Annotated in this window: 17 protein-coding genes; 7 read left to right on the top strand and 10 right to left on the bottom strand. The window is 71.4% G+C overall.

Annotated elements, in window-relative coordinates:
• Positions 1-132 precede the first annotated feature (132 nt).
• On the top strand, positions 133-1623 hold the full coding sequence (locus ACWGB8_RS03510) for an alpha/beta hydrolase family protein (protein WP_452209824.1): 1491 nt from the start codon (positions 133-135) through the stop codon (positions 1621-1623).
• Positions 1624-1951: 328 nt separating this feature from the next.
• Here ACWGB8_RS03510 and ACWGB8_RS03505 read toward each other — a convergent pair whose 3' ends face one another.
• Complete coding sequence (locus ACWGB8_RS03505) at positions 1952-2650, bottom strand: TetR/AcrR family transcriptional regulator (protein ID WP_452209822.1); 699 nt, start codon at positions 2648-2650, stop codon at positions 1952-1954.
• 116 nt (positions 2651-2766) lie between these two features.
• Here ACWGB8_RS03505 and ACWGB8_RS03500 point away from each other — a divergent pair, with 116 nt between their 5' ends.
• From ACWGB8_RS03500 to ACWGB8_RS03480, 5 genes are all read left to right on the top strand, one after another.
• The gene (locus ACWGB8_RS03500) at positions 2767-3276 is read left to right on the top strand and encodes an SRPBCC family protein (protein ID WP_452209820.1); all 510 of its coding nucleotides are present in this window, start codon (positions 2767-2769) and stop codon (positions 3274-3276) included.
• Complete coding sequence (locus ACWGB8_RS03495) at positions 3273-3650, top strand: YrdB family protein (RefSeq protein WP_452209819.1); 378 nt, start codon at positions 3273-3275, stop codon at positions 3648-3650. The genes ACWGB8_RS03500 and ACWGB8_RS03495 overlap by 4 nt, the downstream gene beginning before the upstream one ends.
• A gap of 106 nt (positions 3651-3756) precedes the next feature.
• Positions 3757-4407, top strand: coding sequence for an MOSC domain-containing protein (locus ACWGB8_RS03490; RefSeq protein ID WP_452209817.1), 651 nt, complete (start codon positions 3757-3759; stop codon positions 4405-4407).
• 444 nt (positions 4408-4851) lie between these two features.
• On the top strand, positions 4852-7104 hold the full coding sequence (locus ACWGB8_RS03485) for a M4 family metallopeptidase (protein ID WP_452209815.1): 2253 nt from the start codon (positions 4852-4854) through the stop codon (positions 7102-7104).
• A 292-nt stretch (positions 7105-7396) separates the two neighbouring features.
• Positions 7397-8602: a serine hydrolase domain-containing protein gene (locus ACWGB8_RS03480; protein WP_452209813.1), complete on the top strand. Its 1206-nt coding sequence runs from the start codon at positions 7397-7399 to the stop codon at positions 8600-8602.
• A gap of 114 nt (positions 8603-8716) precedes the next feature.
• On the opposite strand, the gene ACWGB8_RS03475 is transcribed toward ACWGB8_RS03480, so the two are convergent.
• From ACWGB8_RS03475 to ACWGB8_RS03440, 8 genes are all read right to left on the bottom strand, one after another.
• Positions 8717-9526, bottom strand: coding sequence for an ABC transporter ATP-binding protein (locus ACWGB8_RS03475; RefSeq protein WP_452209811.1), 810 nt, complete (start codon positions 9524-9526; stop codon positions 8717-8719).
• Positions 9526-10554 carry a FecCD family ABC transporter permease gene (locus ACWGB8_RS03470; RefSeq protein WP_452209903.1) on the bottom strand — a complete coding sequence of 343 codons (1029 nt, stop codon included), beginning with the start codon at positions 10552-10554 and terminating at the stop codon, positions 9526-9528. The genes ACWGB8_RS03475 and ACWGB8_RS03470 overlap by 1 nt, the downstream gene beginning before the upstream one ends.
• An 82-nt stretch (positions 10555-10636) precedes the next feature.
• Complete coding sequence (locus ACWGB8_RS03465; protein WP_452209809.1) at positions 10637-11650, bottom strand: ABC transporter substrate-binding protein; 1014 nt, start codon at positions 11648-11650, stop codon at positions 10637-10639.
• 62 nt (positions 11651-11712) lie between these two features.
• A complete protein-coding gene (locus tag ACWGB8_RS03460) occupies positions 11713-12693 on the bottom strand; it encodes a PLP-dependent cysteine synthase family protein (protein WP_452209807.1) in 981 nt (326 codons plus the stop codon).
• Positions 12690-13799 carry a histidinol-phosphate transaminase gene (hisC, locus tag ACWGB8_RS03455; protein ID WP_452209805.1) on the bottom strand — a complete coding sequence of 370 codons (1110 nt, stop codon included), beginning with the start codon at positions 13797-13799 and terminating at the stop codon, positions 12690-12692. The genes ACWGB8_RS03460 and hisC overlap by 4 nt, the downstream gene beginning before the upstream one ends.
• A gap of 65 nt (positions 13800-13864) precedes the next feature.
• Complete coding sequence (locus ACWGB8_RS03450; RefSeq protein ID WP_452209803.1) at positions 13865-15241, bottom strand: MATE family efflux transporter; 1377 nt, start codon at positions 15239-15241, stop codon at positions 13865-13867.
• Between the two features lie 116 nt (positions 15242-15357).
• Positions 15358-16338, bottom strand: a complete 981-nt coding sequence (locus ACWGB8_RS03445; RefSeq protein ID WP_452209801.1) for an ornithine cyclodeaminase — start codon at positions 16336-16338, stop codon at positions 15358-15360.
• A 55-nt stretch (positions 16339-16393) separates the two neighbouring features.
• Positions 16394-17827 carry an alanine racemase gene (locus ACWGB8_RS03440; RefSeq protein ID WP_452209901.1) on the bottom strand — a complete coding sequence of 478 codons (1434 nt, stop codon included), beginning with the start codon at positions 17825-17827 and terminating at the stop codon, positions 16394-16396.
• 423 nt (positions 17828-18250) lie between these two features.
• Here ACWGB8_RS03440 and ACWGB8_RS03435 point away from each other — a divergent pair, with 423 nt between their 5' ends.
• Positions 18251-19063: an alpha/beta fold hydrolase gene (locus ACWGB8_RS03435; RefSeq protein ID WP_452209800.1), complete on the top strand. Its 813-nt coding sequence runs from the start codon at positions 18251-18253 to the stop codon at positions 19061-19063.
• 376 nt (positions 19064-19439) lie between these two features.
• On the opposite strand, the gene ACWGB8_RS03430 is transcribed toward ACWGB8_RS03435, so the two are convergent.
• Positions 19440-19952: a DUF1877 domain-containing protein gene (locus ACWGB8_RS03430; RefSeq protein ID WP_452209798.1), complete on the bottom strand. Its 513-nt coding sequence runs from the start codon at positions 19950-19952 to the stop codon at positions 19440-19442.
• Between the last annotated feature and the right edge of the window lie 40 nt (positions 19953-19992).

Genomic DNA, 19992 nt, shown 5'->3' with positions numbered 1-19992 from the left:
TCAGGAGGAGCCCGGCTACCTCCCGTGGTCGCACGGCGGACGTTGATCCGGCGTGCTCGACTGCTGCTCCGGTGGCACGGGACCTGCCGCGGATGGCGACCCCGGTCGGCACGCCAAGGCGACCCGCGACCGATGTGGCAGCGCCCACCCGGCACCGAGCATGGACGGGTGACCGAGATCATCACGGGACTGCACATGTCCCCCCTGGAAATCCTTGCCCTGCTGGGCGCCGTCGCCCTGGTCGGGGCGCGCTGGCTTCCCCCTGTCGCCCGACCACGCGTCACGATCGCGGCGGGAGCCGTTCTCGCGCCGACCGCGGCCCTGCTGATCGCGGTGGGGATCCGCTGGCAGCTGCTGCCGGTCCTGGCAGGCGCCGCCTTCGCGTTGCCGTCCGCCCTCGCGCCCCTGCTGCGCCGCCGTACCGGCCGGCCGGCGTGGCGGGCCCGCTGGTGGCTGGCGCTGCCGACCACGGCGGCCTGCGCCGGCCTGATCGCCACCGGCCCGGTGGCCGCCTGGGCCTTCCCCGTCCCCGTGTTCCCCGAACCGTCGGGCGACTTCGCGGTCGGCACCCGCGTCGTGCAGTGGACCGACCCGGCCCGCCCCGAGACCTTCACCGCCGATCCGCACGACCGGCGAACGGTGGTGGTCCAGCTCTGGTACCCCGCGCAGAAGAGCCCGGCGGGCGCCCAGCGGGCCCAGTACCTCGGACGCACCGAGCAGGAGGCGCGCACCGTCTCCGACGCCCTCGCCCGCGCGGTCGGCCTGCCGGGCTTCCTGATCGACGGTGTGCCGCGGGCCCGCACCCGTGCGGTCGTCGACGCCCCGGTGGACAGCGGGGGAGGACGGTACCCCGTCGTCCTGTTCTCTCCCGGGGCGGTCGGGGTGCGCACCCAGAACACCGCCTGGGCGGAGGAGTTGGCCAGCCACGGCTACGTGGTCGCCGCCCTCGACCACCCGTACGACTCCGCCGCCGTCGTCCTCGCCGACGGCCGGACGATCACCACCGAGACCACCTCCACCGGCGACCGGGACAAGGACGACGCGCTGGCGGCCGACTGGACCGCGGTCCGAGCCGCCGACCTCGGCTTCGTCCTCACCCGACTGGACGGCCTGGACCGGGGCGAGACCGCCGACCCGCTGCGCGGACGCCTGGACACCGACCGGGTCGCGGCGACCGGCCACTCCATGGGCGGGGCCGCCGCCCTGCAGGCAGCCCGGCAGGACCGCCGGTTCGACGCCGTCATCGATCTGGACGGCTACCCCCACGGCCCCACCTCACCCTCCCTCGACCGGCCGACACTCGCGCTCACCCAGGCCTTCACCCCGGCGACCGACCCGCGCTACCTGCCCCGCCTCACCGAGGCCCTCGACGCCAACACCGCGACCGGCTACCGGCTCACCGTCCCCGGCGCCGCCCACCTCACGTTCATGGACGGGCCCCTGTACCTGCCGCCCGTACCCTCGATCGTCGGCTCCCTGGGCCGCACCGAGAGCCCGCGCCTCGTCGCCGCAGCCACCCTCGCCTTCCTGGACGCCGTCCTGCGAGGCAAGCCCGGTGACCTGGCCGCCGATCTGCAGACCTACGGCAACCTCACCATCCACCACCGGGACGGCAGCCGCTGACCTGCTGTGCCGAGACACGGACGACTCCGTACGGGGAAGGCGGGTTCACCGACGGGACGGCCGCGATCGAACCGCCGGCAGGCCGCTCCGGTGCGGTGACCGCGAAGGTTCGCCGGGTTGGGGGCGGTGGGCGGCTCGGTGCTGGGAGAGGGAGGCGTCATGAGGTTCCCGACCAGTCACCTATCAGGGACGAGGGAGGACATGCCATCGGCATGGGAACGCCTCCAGGCACTGTTCGGTGAGCCGGAGGAAGCGTGGGGCCGGCCGCGCCGAGAGGTCCGAGAGCTCGTCCGTGCACTGCCCCGCGTCGGCCGCGTGCCGAAGCCGGTCAGGCGGTGTGGAATCCCACGAGGTCGGCGAGCAGGGCGACGCTGTGGTCGAAGAAGACCGCGTTGTTGTCGAAGGCGCCGTGGAGGTGGCCGAAGAGTTCCATGCTGACGGCGCCGAACAGTTGGGTATAGGCGCTCACGGCACACATCAGCAGCGATGGCGGCACGTCGAGGAGACCCGTCGCATCGGCGAGGACGGCGGCGGTGGTGGCGAGTTCGTCGGACCAGGGCTCGTCGGCGGGTGGGGCGAGTTGTCCCGCACGCCATGCATCGCACGCGATTCCCAGCAGGAGCAGGGGGATTCTGGCGGCCGGGGCGATGGTGTCCTGGGGCGCCCGGTAGCCGGGCACGGTCGTGCCGTACAGCAGGGCGTACTGGTGCGGGTGGGCGGACGCCCAGGCCCGCAGGCCATGGCACACCGCCAGCCAGCGATCCCGGTGCGCCTCTTCCGCGGCCGCCGCGGCTTCCAGGTGGTCGGCGAGGGCGCCGTAGGAGTCGATGATCATAGCGGTCAGGAGTTGTTCGCGGCCGGGGAAGTAGCGGTACAGCGCAGAGGGCACCATGCCGAGTTCGCGGGCGATCCCCCGAATCGTCAGCCCGGCGGGGCCGTGCGCCGAGAGCTGGCGGAACGCCTCCGTCTTGATGTCGTCGACCAGGGCCGACCGGGCCCGTTCTCGAGCGTTGCGGATCGCTGTCACGGCTCCAGCATGCCACAGGCGAGAACGCCGCTCCATGACGTGAACACTGTTCTTGACGGTGTGCCAGGAACGTGACTACTGTTCTTCAACAAGGGCAGTAGTCACGAATTGGGAAGATGCAGATGTTCAGGGAGATGCGCTACCGCGGACCGTCGCTCGACGAACTGCACGAGAACTACGCCAAGCAGCACCGCATCGACGAGGCCGCGCCCATCCGGTCCGCACACGAGGTGGTGGTCGACGCACCGGCCGAGCGGGTTTGGGCCCTGCTCGCCGACCCCGCCGGCTGGTCGGCATTCGACCCGGCCATCCGCGACGTGCGCATCGCCGGCGACGGCACTGTCGCGGTGGACACGCGCTTCACCTGGGTCAACGGCCGCACCGCCATCGCCTCCCGGTTCGCGGTCGTCGAACCGCTCCGCGAGATCATCTGGACCGGCAGCGCGATGGGCTCCCGTGCGGTCCACCGCCACCTCATCACGACCCGCGACGACGGTGCCACGCTCGTGCGGACGGAGGAGTCCATGGCCGGCACCCTGCTGGGGCTCTTCTACGACAGCGCGAAGCTGCACGCCGAGCTGACGCGGTGGCTCGACTCGATCAAGACCGCCGCAGAGCGGTCATGACAAGGCCGACGCCGGGCACCGCGGCACTGTCGACGGCCCTTCTCGTACTGTTCGGCATCGAACTGTTCACGTTCGCCGAGCTGGCCTGGTGGGGCTCCACATTCGCCACCACGCCCGTCATCCGCGCGCTCGCCGCCCTCGCCGCCCTGGCCGTGGCCACCGGCCTGTGGGCGACCTTCGCCGCCCCGCGCGCCCGCATTCGTGTACCGGCCCTGTCTGCGGCGGTGAAGACGTTGGTCTACGGCACGGCCGCCACCACCCTCGCCGACGATCACCCGATGTGGGCCGGCGCCTTCCTCGGCGTGCTGGTTCTGACCACCGCGGCGGTACGGCTGCTGGACCATCACCCCACACCCCTGCGCCCGAAAGCGTGAGCAGGCGCACAAGTGCCTCACCGCGACGGTGCGGGGCGGCGCCCGCAATCGTTGTGGCGGGGAAATGTGTCGCCCTCCGGATGCAGCGGACCGTAGCCTCGCCTCCATGAAGCTGCTCTCCGTCAACGTCGGCAGGCCCCGCCCCAACCCCTGGAAGGGCCTCCGTGCGACGGGCATCGACAAGCGGCCCGTCGACGGCCCGGTCGCCGTCGTCGCCACCGGCCCCAAGGGCACCGGCGAGGTCGGTCTCGTCGGTGACCGGGTCTACGACGTGAAGAACCACGGCGGCTCCGACCAGGCCGTCTACGCCTACGCCCGCGAGGACCTCGACCGGTGGGAGACCGAGTTGGGCAGGCCGCTCGCCAACGGCGTCTTCGGGGAGAACCTCACCACCGCCGGCCTGGACGTCAACGGCGCCCTGATCGGCGAGCGCTGGCGCATCGGGCCGGATGTCGTCCTGGAGGTGTCGTGCCCCCGGATCCCGTGCGGGACGTTCCAGGGCTGGCTGGAGCGTGACGGCTGGATCAAACGGTTCACGCAGGCCGCAGTGCCGGGCGCGTACCTGCGGGTGATCGAGCCGGGGGACATCCGCGCCGCCGACCCGATCGAGATCGTGCACCGGCCCGACCACGACGTGACCGTAGCGCTCGCCTTCCGCGCGATGACACGCGAACCGGAACTGCTGCCACGGCTCCTGGTGGCCGACGCGCTGCCGGAGGAGGACAAGGACCTGGTCCGCAGGCGTACTGCCGGGTAGTCGACGGACCTCGGGGGCCCGGCCGCGTGCGTGCCCGGTCAGGTCCGGACCGTGCACCGGCGCGGCCGCATCGACCGGGCCGTCCTGTCATCGGGTGACGGATCGCCAAGGCCGACAAGCTTGTCGGAGCATTCCGCTTTCCTGCCAGTTCGGCGTCCGATGCTGACATGTGCGCGACACTCGTGCCACCCTTCCGGAACCGGGCCGGCGCTGCTTGGGTCCCCCCACGACTCATGCCCCGGCGGTCCGCTGATACACCGCCGCACCGCCGAACTGCCGCACCGCTGCACCGGCTGCACCACGCACCGCTGCACCACGTACCGACGCACAGCGATCTCCCGCTCGATCCGGGCGGCATCCCGGCCGCCCGGCTGTCACCGGCCCTCCACGGGGCCGTCCCCACGAGGAGTTCCGTTGTTACGTTCCCCCCGCAAGGTCGCGGCCGTGAGCGCCTGGCTCGTCGGCGCCGCCCTGGTCGCCGTCACCCTCCCGGCCGGCGCGGCGAGCGCCGAGGCCGACCGTTCCGACCGCTCCGACCGGACCGCGACGGTCTCCGCCCAGCCGCGGGCGGGCGCGCTCGCCGCCTCGCTCAGCGACGGTGAGCGGTCCGCGCTGCTGGGTGCGGCCGAGGCCTCCGCCGCCCGGACGGCTGCCGCGCTGCAGCTGGACGCGCAGGAGAAGCTGCTGCCGCGTTCGGTGCTCAAGGACGCCGACGGCACCGTCCACACCCGCTACGAGCGGACCTTCGCCGGCCTCCCGGTGCTCGGCGGCGACCTGGTCGTGCACACCGCCCCGAACGGCTCGATCAAGGGCGTCAACAAGGCCGTCGAGGGCCCGGTCGCGGTGGCCTCCACCACCCCGGCCCGCAACGCCGAGTCCGCCAAGGGCCTGGCGGTCGGCAGGGCCGAGGCGGCCGGCGCCAAGGAGGCGAAGGCCGACTCGGCGCGGGCCGTGGTCTGGGCGGCGACCGGCACCCCGGTGCTGGCCTGGGAGACCGTGGTCGGCGGCGTCCAGCCCGACGGCACCCCCAACGCCCTGCACGTCATCACCGACGCCACCACCGGCGAGAAGCTCTACGAGTACCAGGCGATCGAGACCGGCTCCGGCACCGGCCAGTACAACGGCCAGGTGACCATCGGCACCACCCAGTCCGGCTCCAACTGGACGATGACCGACGGCGGCCGCGGCAACCACAAGACGTACGACCTCAACGGGGGAACCTCCGGCACGGGCGCGCTGTTCACCGACCCCGACGACGTCTGGGGCACCGGCCAGCAGAGCAACCGTCAGACCGCCGGCGTGGACGCCGCCTACGGTGCCCAGGCCACCTGGGACTACTACAAGAACGTCCACGGCCGCAGCGGCATCCGCAACGACGGCGTCGGCGCCTACTCCCGCGTCCACTACGGCAACGCGTACGTCAACGCCTTCTGGAGCGACAGCTGCTTCTGCATGACCTACGGCGACGGCGACGCCAACAACAACCCGCTGACCTCGCTGGACGTCGCCGCGCACGAGATGACGCACGGGGTCACCTCGGTCACCGCCAAGCTGGTCTACAGCGGCGAGTCCGGCGGCCTCAACGAGGCGACCTCCGACATCATGGCCGCCGCGGTGGAGTTCGACGTCAACTCGGCCGCCGACCCCGGCGACTACCTGGTCGGCGAGAAGATCAACATCTTCGGCGACGGCAAGCCGCTCCGCTACATGGACAAGCCCTCCAAGGACGGCAAGTCCAAGGACTCCTGGTACTCCGGCATCGGGTCGATCGACGTCCACTACTCCTCCGGCCCGGCCAACCACTGGTTCTACCTGGCCTCCGAGGGCAGCGGGGCCAAGGTCGTCAACGGCGTCCCGTACGACAGCCCCACCGCCGACAACCAGTCCGTCACCCCGATCGGCCGCGACGCCGCGCAGCGCATCTGGTACCGGGCCCTCACCACCTACATGACCTCCACCACCAACTACGCCGGCGCCCGCGCCGCCACCCTCCAGGCCGCGGCCGACCTCTACGGCGCGAACAGCGCCACGTACATGAACACGGCCAACGCCTGGGCCGGCGTCGCGGTCGGCAGCCGGATCGTCCAGGGCGTCTCGGTGACCAACCCGGGCACCCAGAACACCCTGGTCAACAAGGCGGCGAGCCTGCAGATCCAGGCCACCAGCACCAACCCGGGCGCCCTCGCCTACAGCGCCACCGGGCTGCCGGCCGGCCTGTCGATCAACGCCTCCACCGGCCTGATCTCCGGCACGCCCACCGAGGTCGGCACCAGCAGCGTCACGGTCAAGGTCACCGACAGCACCGGCGCCAGCTCCACCGCGAGCTTCAGCTGGCAGGTGCTCTCCAAGATCAGCACCTTCGAGAACACCACCGACGTGCCGATCCCCGACCGGGGAGCGGCCGTGTACTCGGACATCGCCGTCAGCGGGCTCACCGGCAACGCGCCCAGCACCCTCAAGGTGGACGTGGACATCAAGCACAGCTGGCGCGGTGACCTGGCCATCGACCTGGTCGCCCCCGACGGCACCGCCTACCGGCTCAAGGACGCCAACGTGAGCGACTCCGCGGACGACGTGGTCGCCACCTACACCGTCAACGCGTCCAGCGAGACCGCCAACGGCACCTGGCGGCTCAAGGTCCAGGACATGTACTCCAGCGACACCGGCCACATCAACAGCTGGAAGCTGACCTTCTGATCCAGCGCCCGGCACTGCGAGGGCCCGCGCCGACCGGCGCGGGCCCTTCCGCTGGTGCGAGCAGCCGATCGGGATGCCCGGCTGAGCGCCGGGCTCCCGGGAGTTCCGGCGGGACCGGGGAGCGAATCCGGTAAGGACCGCGGCCGCCCGTCGAAGCCGACATTCCGGTTTGCCCCTGAGTGATCATCTTGAAATGATCATGGTGCCGATTTCGGCACATCGACTTCGAGGGGGAATCTCGATGCGCAAGCGCGCTTCTGACACATCGTTGCGTCCGGCCCGGCGGCCTTCGTTGCGGGGGGCGCTCGTCGCGCTCACCGCGACCGCCGTCGTCGGCGGGGCCGTGACGGCCGGCCCGGCCGTCGCGGCCGAGCAGGCCAGGGAGTCCCACGCGGCGACGCAGGAGGCCCTGAACGGCCTCGTCGCCGCCGGGATGCCGGGCGTGGGGGCCGTGACCCTCACGCCCCGGGGGACCTGGTCCGGCTCCGCCGGCTACGCGGACACCGCCACCCAGCGCGGGCGGACGGCCGCCGACCACTTCCGGGCCGGCAGCATCACCAAGACGTTCGTCGCCACGGTCCTGCTCCAGATGGAGGCCGAGGGCAGGCTGAACCTGGACGACCCGGTGGAGCGGTGGCTCCCCGGCGTCCTCCAGGGCAACGGCTACGACGGCAACACGATCAAGATCCGCCAGCTCCTCAACCACACCAGCGGCGTCCACGACATGGTCATGACGCCGGAGTGGAACGAGCTGATGAACGGCCCGGGCTTCTTCGAGCACCGCTACGACATCAAGACGCCCGAGCAGATCGTCGCCATGGGCATCACGTACGGCCCGGACTTCGCGCCCGGCCAGGGCTGGCGCTACTCCAACACCAACTTCGTCCTCGCCGGCATGATCATCGAGAAGGTTGCCGGCAAGCCGTACGCCCGCGAGGTGGAGCGCCGCATCGTCAAGCCGCTGGGCCTGAAGGAGACCAGCTTCCCCGGCACCGACCCGAAGCTCCCCGCCCCGCACCCGATCGGCTACTCCAAGCTGTACGTGCCCAACCCCGGCCCGGAGGTCCACGACGCCACCGAGTACCGGCCGTCCTGGTCCGGCGCCACCGGTGAGATCGTCAGCACCGGCGGCGACCTCAACCGCTTCTTCGGCGCGCTGCTGAAGGGCAGGCTGCTCCCCAGGAAGCAGCTCGACGCGATGCTCACCACCGTCGAGACCGGCGAGCACTTCACGTACGGGCTCGGCGTCATCTCCCGCAAGCTGACCTGCGGCGTGCAGGTGTACGGCCACGACGGCGTCGTCTGGGGCTCGCTGACCGGCTCGGCCGGCACACGCGACGGCAAGCACATGCTCACCTTCAACATCAACGGCGACTGGCTCGACCAGAGCCCGCCGTTCGAGAACATGTTCGAGGGCGAGTTCTGCGGCACGCTGCCGAAGCCCGCGAAGGCCGAACTGCGGACCGACTCCCCGGTCGTCGTCAACCGGATGCACTGACGATCCGTCAATCATGCGGCAGAGTAAGGCCCGACGCCGGACGCCGGCCGGGCCTGCCGTAACGCGCCGACAGCCGTCCGGCGGGCACCGCGCCCGCCGGACCGGCTGTCCGCATCACCGCCGGCAGCGTGACCCGGCGGCCGCCACTGCGAGGGGCGAACAGCTCAGGTAGGTGATGCGGAGGGTGTCGGTGAGGGGTTCGCGGTCGACGTGCACGTGGACGCCGTAGACCGACCTGATCAGGTCCGGGGTCAGCACGGCCTCGGGGGCTCCCGCCGCCGCGACCTGTCCGTGGTCGAGGACGACGACGTGGTCGCAGTACCGGGCGGCGAGGTTGAGGTCGTGGAGGGCTACGACGCAGGTGACGTCCAGTGTCGTCAGCAGGTCGAGGAGTTCGAGCTGGTGGCGGATGTCGAGGTGGTTGGTGGGTTCGTCGAGCAGGATCTCCCGGGGCTGCTGGGCGAGGGCGCGGGCGAGTTGGGTGCGCTGTTTCTCCCCTCCGGAGAGGGTGTGCCAGCTGCGGTGCTGTCCGGCGGTGAGCTCGGTCTGTTCGAGCGCCGCGTCGACGATCCGCCGATCGTGCTCGGTCAGGGCGTCGAAGCGGCCGCGGAAGGGTGTGCGGCCGAGTTCCACGACCTGGCGGACGTTGACGTGGTGGTGGGCGGACACGTCCTGTTCGACGACGGCGAGCCGTCGGGCCAGCGCGCGGCGGTGCAGGTCGCCCAGGCCGGTGTCGTCGTAGCGGACGGTTCCGGTGTCGGGGCGCCGCAGTCCGGCGAGCAGGCGCAGCAGGGTGGACTTGCCCGAGCCGTTGGGGCCGAGGAGGCCGACGGTCTGTCCGTCGTGGGCCACCATGTCGATGGTGTCGAGGAGTCGGTGGCCTTTGACCGACCAGGAGAGCCGGGTGGTGGTGATGGTGCCCATCAGGTCTCCAGTCGCTTCAGGACCAGTGCGAAGGCGGGGGCGCCGAGGAGTGCGGTGATGACGCCGGCGGGCAGTTCGTGGGGTGAGAACGCTGTCCGGGCGAAGGTGTCGACCCAGATGAGGAAGACGGCGCCGACGATCGCGGACAGGGGGAGCAGGGTGCGGTGGGTCGGGCCGGCCAGGATGCGGACGGCGTGCGGGACGAGCAGGCCGATGAAGCCGATCGCGCCGGAGGCCGCCACGGCGGCCGCCGTGGTGACGGAGGTGAGCACCATCAGCCAGATGCGGGCCGCGGTGACGTTGATCCCCAGGGCGGCGGCGGAGTCCCGGCCGAACGTGAAGGCGTCGAGGGCGGGCGCGAAGAACTGGATCGCGACCACCCCGGTCAGGATGATCACGACCGTGACGGTCACTCCCTCCCACCGGGCGCCTCCGAGGGTGCCGAGCAGCCAGTAGGTGAAGCCGCGGGTGGAGTTCGCGTCCCCGCTGACCATGAGGATGACCGAGGTGACCGCGGCGAAGAACTGGGACACGAGCACGCCGGTGAGCACGACCCGGGAGGGGCTGGCGACGCGTCCCCCGCCGAGCAGGAGCAGCAGCAGGCCGAAGGAGACCAGGCCGCCGGTGAAGGCTCCGGTAGACAGCGAGATGCTTCCCCCGATGCCCAGCAGGAGTACGGCGACCGCGCCGGTGGAGGCCCCGGAGGAGACTCCCAGCAGGTAGGGGTCGGCCAGGGGGTTCCTGGTGACCGCTTGCAGGACCGCGCCCGAGACCGCCAGGGCCGTGCCGACGGCGGCGGCCAGCAGTACTCGGGGGAAGCGCGACTCCCAGATGAGGGCGTCCAGCAGCCCCGGCAGGGGCGGGGTGGGGGCGATGGCGTCCAGGCCGACGTGCCGCAGGATCGTGGAGACGACATCCAGGGGTCGGATGTCCGCGCTCCCGAACAGCGATGCGGCGACGATCGAGGCCAGCAGCCCGGCCACGGCCAGGGAGAAGAGCGCCACCGTCGTGCTGCGCCGCCGGCGCATTGGAACGGTCTCACGGCCGGCGACGGGGTTTCCGGTGGGCGGGGCGGTCTTGTGTGGTGTGGTCGTCATGATGGTCGGTGGGTCACCCGAGCCTGTTCAGGCCGTCGACCAGTGCGGGTACCACGGATGCGCTGCCGTAACCGGGATCCATGTGGGAGCCGGGGATGGAGATGAACCGGTCGTCCTTCACCGCGGCGAGCTTGTTGGTGAGAGGGTCCTTCTTGAGCAGGGCGATCTTCTCCTGGGCGGTGTCGTTGGGTTCGCCCCGGGTCAGGTCGGCCAGGACGATGACGTCGGGGTTGCGGGCCGCGACCTCGTCCCAACTCACTTCTGCCCACTTGGTCTTCGCGTCGGCGAAGATGTTCCGGACGCCGACGAGCTCCGAGATGTGCTGCGGCAGGCCGCCGGGGCCGGCTGCCCACGGGGTGCCCTCGTAGGTGGAGTAGAACCACATCACCTTCAGCGGAGTGTCCCGCTTCCTGACGGTGTCCAGCGCCTTCTGCACCACGGCCTTCTGGTCGGCCGCCAGCTTCGCTCCGGCGGCGGGAACTCCCATGATCGTGGCCAGCCGGCGGTACTCCTCGTACAGCATCTCGAAGTCGGCGCCTGCCACGCTCTGGTGGAACGCGCAGTCGAACTCGGTGAGGTAGGTCGGCACGCCCAGGTCGTGGAGCTGCTTGCGGTCGCCGGACTGCTCGGCGGTGAACATGCTCGCGAAGGAGCCGTAGACGAAGTCGGGCTGTGCTTCGAGCAGCTTCTCGTACCTGATCTCGTGCCCCGGTGCGGACAGGCGCGGGATCTTCCCGTACTGCTCGGCGATCGCGGCGGGCGGCTTCTCGATCTCGTAGCCCGATCCGGCGATCCGGTCGCCCACCCCCAGGTGGATGAGGATCTCGGCGGCGGTCTGGTTGAGGGTGACGACCTTCTTCGGCGGGGCCTTGTAGGTCACGTCGGTGCCGCAGTTCTTGAGGGTGAGCGGGTAGGTGGTCGCGCTCCTCCCGTTCGCGGCGTCCGGCCCGCCGGCCGCGGGGCTGCCGGTGCCGGCGCACCCCGCGGCCGCGAGCGCGGTCAGGGCCGCAAGGGTTATGGAAATCATTTTCGTCTTCATGGGATGGGTGTACCTCGGTGGAGAAGGGAAGGGAGGGGGAGGAGGGGCTGCTACCGCAGCATCGCGGCCAGCCGGCGGACGACCTGCTCGTCGAACAGGCCGTGGGCGGCCATCCAGTCGTCGTTGAACACGGTGTCGAGGTACTTGTCGCCGCCGTCGCAGACGAGCACCACGATGGTGGTCCCGGGCCCCGCGCCACGGGCCCGCTCCAGGGCCTTGTAGACCACGCCGCCCGCCGAACCGCCGATCAGGACGCCGAAGTTCCTGGCCAGGTAGCGGCAGGTCTCGAAGGCCTCCGAGTCACTGGCCTTGACGCCCTCGTCGATCAGCTCGTAGTCGACGACGCCGCCGATCTCCGAGCCCTCGGGCGTACCGGTGCCGGACTGGTGGTAGGGCGCGCCCTTGCCGCCGAAGACGACGGACCCCACCGGCTCGACGCCGACGATCCTCAGGTCCGGGATGCGTTCGCGCAGGACGCGGCCGGTGCCGCAGAGCGAACCGCCGGTGCCGACGGCCCCGTACAGGTACTGGATGTCCTCGCCGAGGTCGTCGTGCAGTTCGCGGGCGAGCGGCCGGTAGCCGTTGGGGTTCCCCTGGTTGCGGTGCTGCGCGGTCCAGTACGCGCCGTGCTCGGCGGCGAGCCGCTCGGCGACGGTGTCGCGTTCGGCGGTGGCGAGGCCCTCCGCGTCCCCGGCGACGTTGAGGATGTCGGCGCCGTAGGCGAGCATGCCGCGCAGCTTGTCCGTACTGGAGTGGTTGTCCACCACGGCGGTGAACTTGTAGCCGCGTTCGGCGGCGATGAGGGCCAGGCCCAGCCCGGTGTTGCCGGAGGTGGACTCGACCAGCCATCCGCCGGTGAGCAGCCCCGCCTCCTCCGCCTCGTCCACCATGTTCCTGGCCATCCGGATCTTGGCGGTGCCGGTGGGGTTGTACTGCTCCATCTTCAGCAGGACGGTGGCCGAACCGTCCGCGACCGACAGTTCGAGCAGGGGCGTACGTCCGATCAGGTCGGAGACCTTGCGGGTGATCACGGCGTGTCCTTCGCGCAGATGTCCGTCAGGCACCGCACGAAGACGTCGTTGTCTCCGGGGGTCGACAGGGAGGCTCGGATGTAGTTCTCGTATCCCGGCTCGCGCCACGCCTTGACGATGACTCCGGCGCGGTGCAGTTCCCCGGCCACCCGGTCGGCGCGGCAACCGGTGTCGATGAAGAGGAAGTTGGCCGCGGACGGGACCACGCGCAGTCCCGCGGCGCGCAGCCGGTCGGTGACCCTGGCGATCTCCAGCGCGGTCCGGCGGACGGTGTCCGCGAGGTGCGCGCGGTCGCCCAGTGCGGCGACGGCGGCGTCCTGGGCCGGGCGGTTGACGTTGTACGGGGTGCGGACCCGGTCCAGGGCCCGGACCAGGGCGGGGTCGGAGGCGATGCCGTACCCCACCCGGAAGCCCGCCAGCCCGTAGGCCTTGGAGAAGGTGCGCAGGACGATCCACGGCCGGTCGCGGCCGCGCAGGGCCTCCAGCCCGTCGGGGTACCCGGCGTGGGTGCGGGCGAACTCCCCGTACGCCTCGTCGAGCACCAGCAGGGCCGATTCCGGCGTGGCGGCCACGACCTGCGCCAGCTCGCCGGCGTCGAGCACCGCACCGGTGGGGTTGCACGGGTTGGCGAGGAAGACGAGTTTCGGGCCCGCGGCCAGCGCGCTGCGCCAGGCGTCCGCGTCGAATCCGAACCCGGCGGTGACCGGGACCTTTTCGACCCGGGCGCCCATGACGCGGGGGAAGGTCTCGTGCAGGCTGAACCCGGGTGCCTGGGTGACCACCAGGTCGCCGGGGTCGAGTACGGCCCGGCACAGCAGCTCCAGGAGGTCCTCCGAGCCGTTGCCGAGCGCGATGCGGTCGGTCGATACGTCCAGGCGCTCGGCGATGGCCTCGGTCAGCCGCCTGCCGGTGGGGTCGGGGTAGCGGGAGACCCCGCCGGCCAGGCCCTGGCCCTGGCCCAGGCCCAGGCGTACGGCTTCGGCGACCGCGGGAGAGGGGCCGAACGGGCTCTCGTTGTTGGAGAGTTTGATCACCCGGCGGGAGCCGCTGAGGGCGGCCACCGCGTCCGGGTCGGCGCCGGGGTCGTAGCGGGGGAGGGCCGCCACTTCCCTGCGTATCAGGGCGGCCGACGCGGCGGGTGCGAGGGGTGTGGGGGGTGTGGCGGGATGGTTCACGAGGGCTCCGGTTCGGAGAGGGGGGCGCCCGGTGTCGTCCGGTGGAGCCGGTCGACGCGGCGCAGGAAGGCGGCGAGCAGGAGGGCGGCGGTGGCCGCGAGGCCGATGGTCTGGCCGATCCAGACGCCCTCGACCCCCCAGCCGGCGGCAACGCCGAGCAGGTAGCCCGCGGGCAGACCGACCAGCCAGTACCCGATCAGGGAGATCCGGAAGGGGCCGGCGGTGTCGCCGGTGCCGCGCAGGATGCCGTTGCCGATGTTCTGGACGGCGTCGAAGACCTGCAGGAAGGCGGCGATGAGCAGTCCGGTCGCGGCCAGGGCGACGACGTCCGGATTGCCGGCGTGCTCGGCCGGGACGAACAGGGACACGACCGCGTGGGGGAACGCCAGGTACACGACGGCGACCGCCAGCGTCGTGGTCACGCCCCAGGCCGTGCCGAGGAGCCCCGTTCGGCGCGCCGTCGGGTAGTCGTTGCCCCCGCAGGCCTCGCTGATGTGGATCGATGCCGCGTGCGACAGCCCGGCGGAGACCATGAAGACGATGTAGACGATCTGGTTCAGCACCGTCTGCGCGGCCAGGGCCTCGACGCCGAGAGAGCCGATGAGGAGGGTGAGCACGCTGAAGAACCCGGCCTCCGAGGCGTAGGTGCCGGAGATCGGCAGGCCCAGGCGCCAGACGGACCGGACCGCGTCCGTGGACCAGCGTCGCGCGGCGGGCGAGGTGAGGTACGGGCGCAGGACGCCGTCGCGCAGGACGACCACCGCGAACGCCAGGAAGGACAGCACGAACACCGTGACGGTGGCGATCGCGACACCGGTGAATCCGAAGGCGGGCAGGCCGAACCTGCCGTGGATCAGCGCGTAGTTCAGTCCGACGGTCGCGCCGATCGAGGCCAGCGTGATGGCCAGGAGGGGCCCGGGGCGCTTGAGTCCAGTGGTGAAGTGCCGCAGGTTCTGGAACCACAGGCAGGGCAGCATGCCCGGCGCCAGGATCGCCAGGAACTCGCCCGCCCTGTCGACCACGCCCGGGTCCTGGCCCAGCAGGACGAGCAGCGGGCCGACCAGCAGGAGTGCAACGCAGAACACCGCACCGCACACGGTCGCCCAGAAGAACCCCGCGAACAGCAGCGCGCCGACGCGTTCCCGGTCGCCCCGCACCCGCGCCTCGGCGACCAGGTTGCCGACCCCGGTGACCAGGCCCGTCCCCGTGGTGCGCAGTTGGTTGAACAGGGCGAGGGCCAGACCGGCGGCGGCGATCTCCACCGCACCGAGCCTGCCCAGCATCACGATGTCGACCGTGGTCAGCGCGACGTGCGCGAAGTTGGCCAGGATCAGCGGGAACGCGAGCTTGAGCAGCGTCCGGGAGTTCCTCACCCACCAGGTGACGCCGGTTCCTGTCGTTGCCGTGGGTTCTGTCGTGCCCGTGGTGCCCGTCGTGCTTGTCGTGCTTGTCGTGCCCGTGGTGCTTGTGGTGTCGGTCGTGTCGGTGCTCACCAGAAGCCGACCGTTTCCCCGCGCCCGCCCGCCAGCGCGAGATCGGCGACGTACCTGCCCAGTGCGGCGTCGGTGACGGCCATCCCGCTGTTGTAGGCGAAGACCACGTCGTCCGGACGGCGGCGGGCGGGTGCCCGGCCCAGCAGGACGTCGGGCAGCTGGGCGTCCACCGGCGGCAGGACGCCGTCCTCGTCCCGCAGGTCGTCGCAGGTGGCGTGCATCTGGGCGGTGTCGGTGGCGATCCGGTAGTCCGCGCCGTGGCACACGTCGGCGTGCACGCCGTACCCGAGGAGCACGGCGACCGAGCCCGGCTTCATCCAGTCGCGCCGGACCTCCTGCGTGGCGGACAGGCCGGCGGCACCGATCACGATGTCCGCCTCGCCGGCCGCCTGCCGGAGGTCCCCGACGACCTCCACCTCGCGGCCTTCGACGCTGTCCTGGACGGCGCGCAGGCCGTCGGGGTAGGTGCCGAACACCTGGAGCCGCTCCAGCCCCGGCAGGGCCGCGAGCAGCATCGGCAGGGCCGCCTGCGCCTGGACACCGGTGCCGACGACCAGGGCGCTGCGTGCATCCGGGCAGGCCGCGCGGGCGAACAGTGCGGTGGTGGCCGAGGACCGCAGCGGTCCCAGCTTCACCACGTCCATCAGCGCGATGGGCGCCCCGGTGGTGTCGTCCACGAGGAAGACGAACGAGTGGAACCGGTAGCTGTCGCGGGTGCGGCGCGGGTCGAACTCGTAGACGGCCTTGAAGCAGACGGTGCCGCTTCCGGCGTCCCTGGCCACCATCGAGTAGCTCAGGGAGTGGTGGCCGGGGCCGTCGATGATCGTCTTGACCGGGTTGTCCGAGCCGCCTTCGCGCAACGCACGGTAGGCCTGCTCGACCACCGCGATCACCTGCCGGCGGTCGAGGTCCAGCCCTTCCTGCTGCGATTGCGGCAGTAGCCACAACTTCCCGGGCGGGGCGTAGCTCGGCGTCATACGGGGCTTCTCCTTGGGGTGGTACGGGGGTTGTTCGGTGGGTGCACCCGGTGCATCAGGTGCCGTCCAGCCGCCAGCGCGGCGGGCCGCTGCCGTCGCCGAGCCGGAGCACGGCCTTGTGCGGCAGTGCGGCGTCGTGGAACGGTGATTCGTTGGAGTCCATCTGGTAGCCGGCGGTGTTGAGGTAGACCAGGTGGTCGCCGCGTCGTACGGGCCGCGGGAAGCCGATCTTCCGCCAGGTCACCAAGTCGCTCTCCAGACAGGTGGAGCCCGCGACGCAGGCCGGGAACAGCTCGTCGTCATAGGCGTCGTCGTAGGCGGCGGACCGGGTGGACCGGGCGGACTCGATGGGCCGGGTGGGCCGGGCGGGTCGTACGGCCCGGGCCGACAGCAGGAGCGGGTCGGGGAGGTAGTCGCTGTTGAACCACTGTTCGGAGAGGCTGAAGCTGCTACCCGCGACGGTGACGATCGCGTACCCGTCGGTGTCCCGTCGGTCGTCGACCTGCTGGACGCGGTACAGGGTGAATCCGGCCTGGTCCAGCAGGGCCCGGCCCGGCTCGACCACGAACCGGATGCCGTTGCGCGCCGCCTTCGCCGCCAGGCTCCGGCCGCCGTCGACCGGGTGCGCCATGATCGCGCGCACGGCCTCGGCCGCGGTCTGCCCGCCGTACGGGTAGAAGTCCCTGAAGTCCTTGGACCCGTGGTAGTGGGCCGGCTCGTTCTGCTGCAGGAACTCGTCCCAGAGCCGAGGTTCGACGTAGCGGACCGGCAACCCGCCGCCGATGTCGACCAGTTCGGCGGACGGCGAGCCCCGTCGGCGGGCGTCGAGGCAGTGCTCGATCATCTCGTTGGCCGCCGTCGCGCGCTCTGCGGCGCAGTAGCCGTTCAGGTGGAAGGAGAACCCGCGCAGGCTGATCCGGTAGCCGAGTTCCGCACACAGGCCGACGGCGGCCTCACGCTCGGCGGCGGACATGCCGAAGCGGCTTCCGGGTTGGCCGGCCGTCCGGGATCGCAGCAGCACACGGGCCGGCCGCCGCGCGAGCCGCGCGGTCGTGGCGAGCCGGCGGAGTTCGCTGAGCGAGTCGACGGCCACCAGGCAGCCGTGCTGAACGGCGAGGGCGTGCAGGGTGTCGTCCTTCTCCGGACCGGAGATCCCGATCCGGTGCCCGGGGATGCCGCCCGCAAGGGCCTTGACGAGTTCGGCTGTGCTGGCGACGTCGACCCCGATGCCGAGGGCGGCGGCGGAGGTGACGAAGCAGTCGGCCTTGTTCGCCTTCTTGGCGAACAGGAGGTCGGCGTCGGCGCCCGCCTCGGAGAACGCCCGCCGGAGTCGGGCCGCGTTCTCCTCGAAGACCTCGGGCAGCACGATGTGCAGCGGTGACCCCAAGCCGTGGAGGAGGTCGGCGAGCAGGACGCGGTGCTCCGCCAGGAGCGTGGAGACCGTGGGATGTCGGAGTGCGGGCAGCGCGAAGGGCCGGGCTCCGGCCATCGGGCGCTCCAGCACGTGTCGTGAGGTGAGCACTCCGTAGTTCTATACGAATATGACACTCATTTTCAATTGCAGCCGTGGGGGCGCCTCGGTCAGGGTGTGCAAACGGGATGCAATCACCTCATATCGGGTGCCCGGCCCGGTGGATCCGTCCACCTGTGACGCGAGCAGGTCGACGCAGGCGCCGCCGAGGGCAAGCAACGGGTCATGCTTCCGCCGGCCTGGGTCCTTCCGGCGGTGGTGCCGCCGCTGCGACGTCGGGGCCGGCGGTCGGACCTGTCGGAGCACCCCCTCTCCCAGTGGTCGGAACTGCCTTTCCGTCCACGGCCGGTGGGCGTACTGTGCACGGGACCATGTGATCGTTTGAATGGGGGGAACGACATGGCTACCCATGTCAGAGTGCCGGGTGCGACGGTCGGAACAGTGCGCTCCGCCGACGGCACCACCATCGGCTACCGCAGTGTCGGATCCGGCCCGGGGCTCCTGGTGGTGCCCGGAGCCTTCGCGCTCGCGGCCGACTTCGACGCACTGGCGGGGGCGTTGGCGGACCGCTTCACGGTGCACGTCATCGAGCGGCGCGGGCGCGGCGCGAGCGGCCCCCAGGGTGACGCGTACAGCGCGCGAGCCGAGTGCGCGGACATCGAGGCCGTCCGGGCGGCCACCTGGGCGCGGTTCGTGTTCGGCCACAGCTTCGGAGGCTTCCTGACCCTGGAGGCCGCACTGGCGGGTTCCGCCTTCGAGCGCATCGCCGTCTACGAGCCCGGCGTGTCCATCGACGGTTCGATCCCCGTCGACTGGACCGACCGGTGCCACCGCCAACTCGCCGCCGGGAAGCCGGCCGAGGCCTTCCTGACGTTCGTCCAGGGGGTCAACCCCGAGACCAGCGGCAAGGCGCCGCGCTGGCTGCTGAGGCTGATCCTCCCCCTCGCCCTCAAGAAGCCCGAGCGGCTGCAGAAACACGCCCTGCTGCCCGCCGCGATCCTCGAACACGCCGAAATCGCCGCCCGGGACAGCACCTTCCGCGAGTACGGGCAACTCACCCAGCCCGTCCTGCTCATGGCGGGCAAGGACGTGCGGAGCACCGGGGCAGGACGCGCGGCCCCGCGCATCCACGAGATCCTGCCCGACTCCCAGCTCAAGCTCTTCCCCAAGCTCGACCACTTCGGCCCCGAGCAGCATCCCGCCACCATCGCCGCAGCAGTCGCCGACTTCCTCCTCGGGAGCCCTGCAGAGTAGCGGCCTGTCGGTCCGACCTGTCTGGCGGGAGCGGGGCGCCGCACACGACCCGCCAGACAGGCCCCGACGACGTTCCCCCGCCGCCTGGGAGGCCCACCGGGTGGGGTCTGCCGGGCGCGCCGGGCGGCGTCGCCCCCCGTTCGCCGCCGCCCAAGTCGTCGCAGGCGCCATCGGTACCGGTGGGTGCCGGGCTCGGCCGCGGTCGGTGGTAGGTCGGTGGCGCCGTCCGGGGCGGTCGGCAGGATGACGGTGTCCGGAGTGTCGACCGTCAGGTAGGTCTCCAGGGCTGTGGTCACGTGATTCTCAGGCCCTGCCCGGCGGCGTGAGCCAGCCATCCCCGGTCACTGCTGTCGGCGGATCGAGGAGGCCTGCCGGGTCAGTCCCACCACAGCACGACGTGAAGCTCCCTCCGGGCCGCCTCCGTGTAGAACTCGCGTAGCGCACCGAAGTGGCCCAGCAGGTATGTCGTTGGATCGCCGGTGAACCCCTGGCCGAGCTCGGATGCTGTGCCGCTGTCCAGGACCGACTGGAGGATCGCCGGCATGTCGATCTCTTCGAGCAGCGCCGCCACCTGGGCGACTGCTTCTGGGCAGAGGGCCGTTGGAGCGGAGGTGCTGAAGGGGGCGATCGCGTGCGGGTTCGCGTGGAGGAAGTCCAGATCGATGCCGCTGTCGCCATCGGTCGCGCGCTTGAGCGCCTCCAGGTGAACAGCGTTGAGTCGCGTCAGTTCGCAGGCGCGCTTCAGCATGGAGGGTGCCCAGTCCAGATCCAGCCAGTCTGCGGACGGCGGATCCCAGTGGTGATCTCCGTCGGGTGATTCTGCGGCTGACTGACGGCAGGCGGCGAGGTACTCCGCCGAGACTCGGGCAAGTTGCTGGGGGACGGCCATGAGGGCAGTATCCCGACTGTTGACGGCACATGGTCGCGGT

Source organism: Kitasatospora sp. NPDC054939, from assembly GCF_053610105.1.
The sequence above is the reverse complement of the archived record's forward strand: the minus strand, read 5'-3'. Positions and strand labels throughout refer to the sequence as shown.

Excerpts from the sequence above, each read along its gene's own strand:
- ACWGB8_RS03445 (WP_452209801.1), bottom strand. The coding sequence starts at position 16,338 with ATGACGCCGAGCTACGCCCCGCCCGGGAAGTTGTGGCTACTGCCGCAA.
- ACWGB8_RS03510 (WP_452209824.1), top strand. The coding sequence starts at position 133 with ATGTGGCAGCGCCCACCCGGCACCGAGCATGGACGGGTGACCGAGATC.
- ACWGB8_RS03470 (WP_452209903.1), bottom strand. The coding sequence starts at position 10,554 with ATGCGCCGGCGGCGCAGCACGACGGTGGCGCTCTTCTCCCTGGCCGTG.
- ACWGB8_RS03430 (WP_452209798.1), bottom strand. The coding sequence starts at position 19,952 with ATGGCCGTCCCCCAGCAACTTGCCCGAGTCTCGGCGGAGTACCTCGCC.
- ACWGB8_RS03475 (WP_452209811.1), bottom strand. The coding sequence starts at position 9,526 with ATGGGCACCATCACCACCACCCGGCTCTCCTGGTCGGTCAAAGGCCAC.
- ACWGB8_RS03440 (WP_452209901.1), bottom strand. The coding sequence starts at position 17,827 with ATGGCCGGAGCCCGGCCCTTCGCGCTGCCCGCACTCCGACATCCCACG.
- ACWGB8_RS03495 (WP_452209819.1), top strand. The coding sequence starts at position 3,273 with ATGACAAGGCCGACGCCGGGCACCGCGGCACTGTCGACGGCCCTTCTC.
- ACWGB8_RS03500 (WP_452209820.1), top strand. The coding sequence starts at position 2,767 with ATGCAGATGTTCAGGGAGATGCGCTACCGCGGACCGTCGCTCGACGAA.
- ACWGB8_RS03465 (WP_452209809.1), bottom strand. The coding sequence starts at position 11,650 with ATGATTTCCATAACCCTTGCGGCCCTGACCGCGCTCGCGGCCGCGGGG.
- ACWGB8_RS03490 (WP_452209817.1), top strand. The coding sequence starts at position 3,757 with ATGAAGCTGCTCTCCGTCAACGTCGGCAGGCCCCGCCCCAACCCCTGG.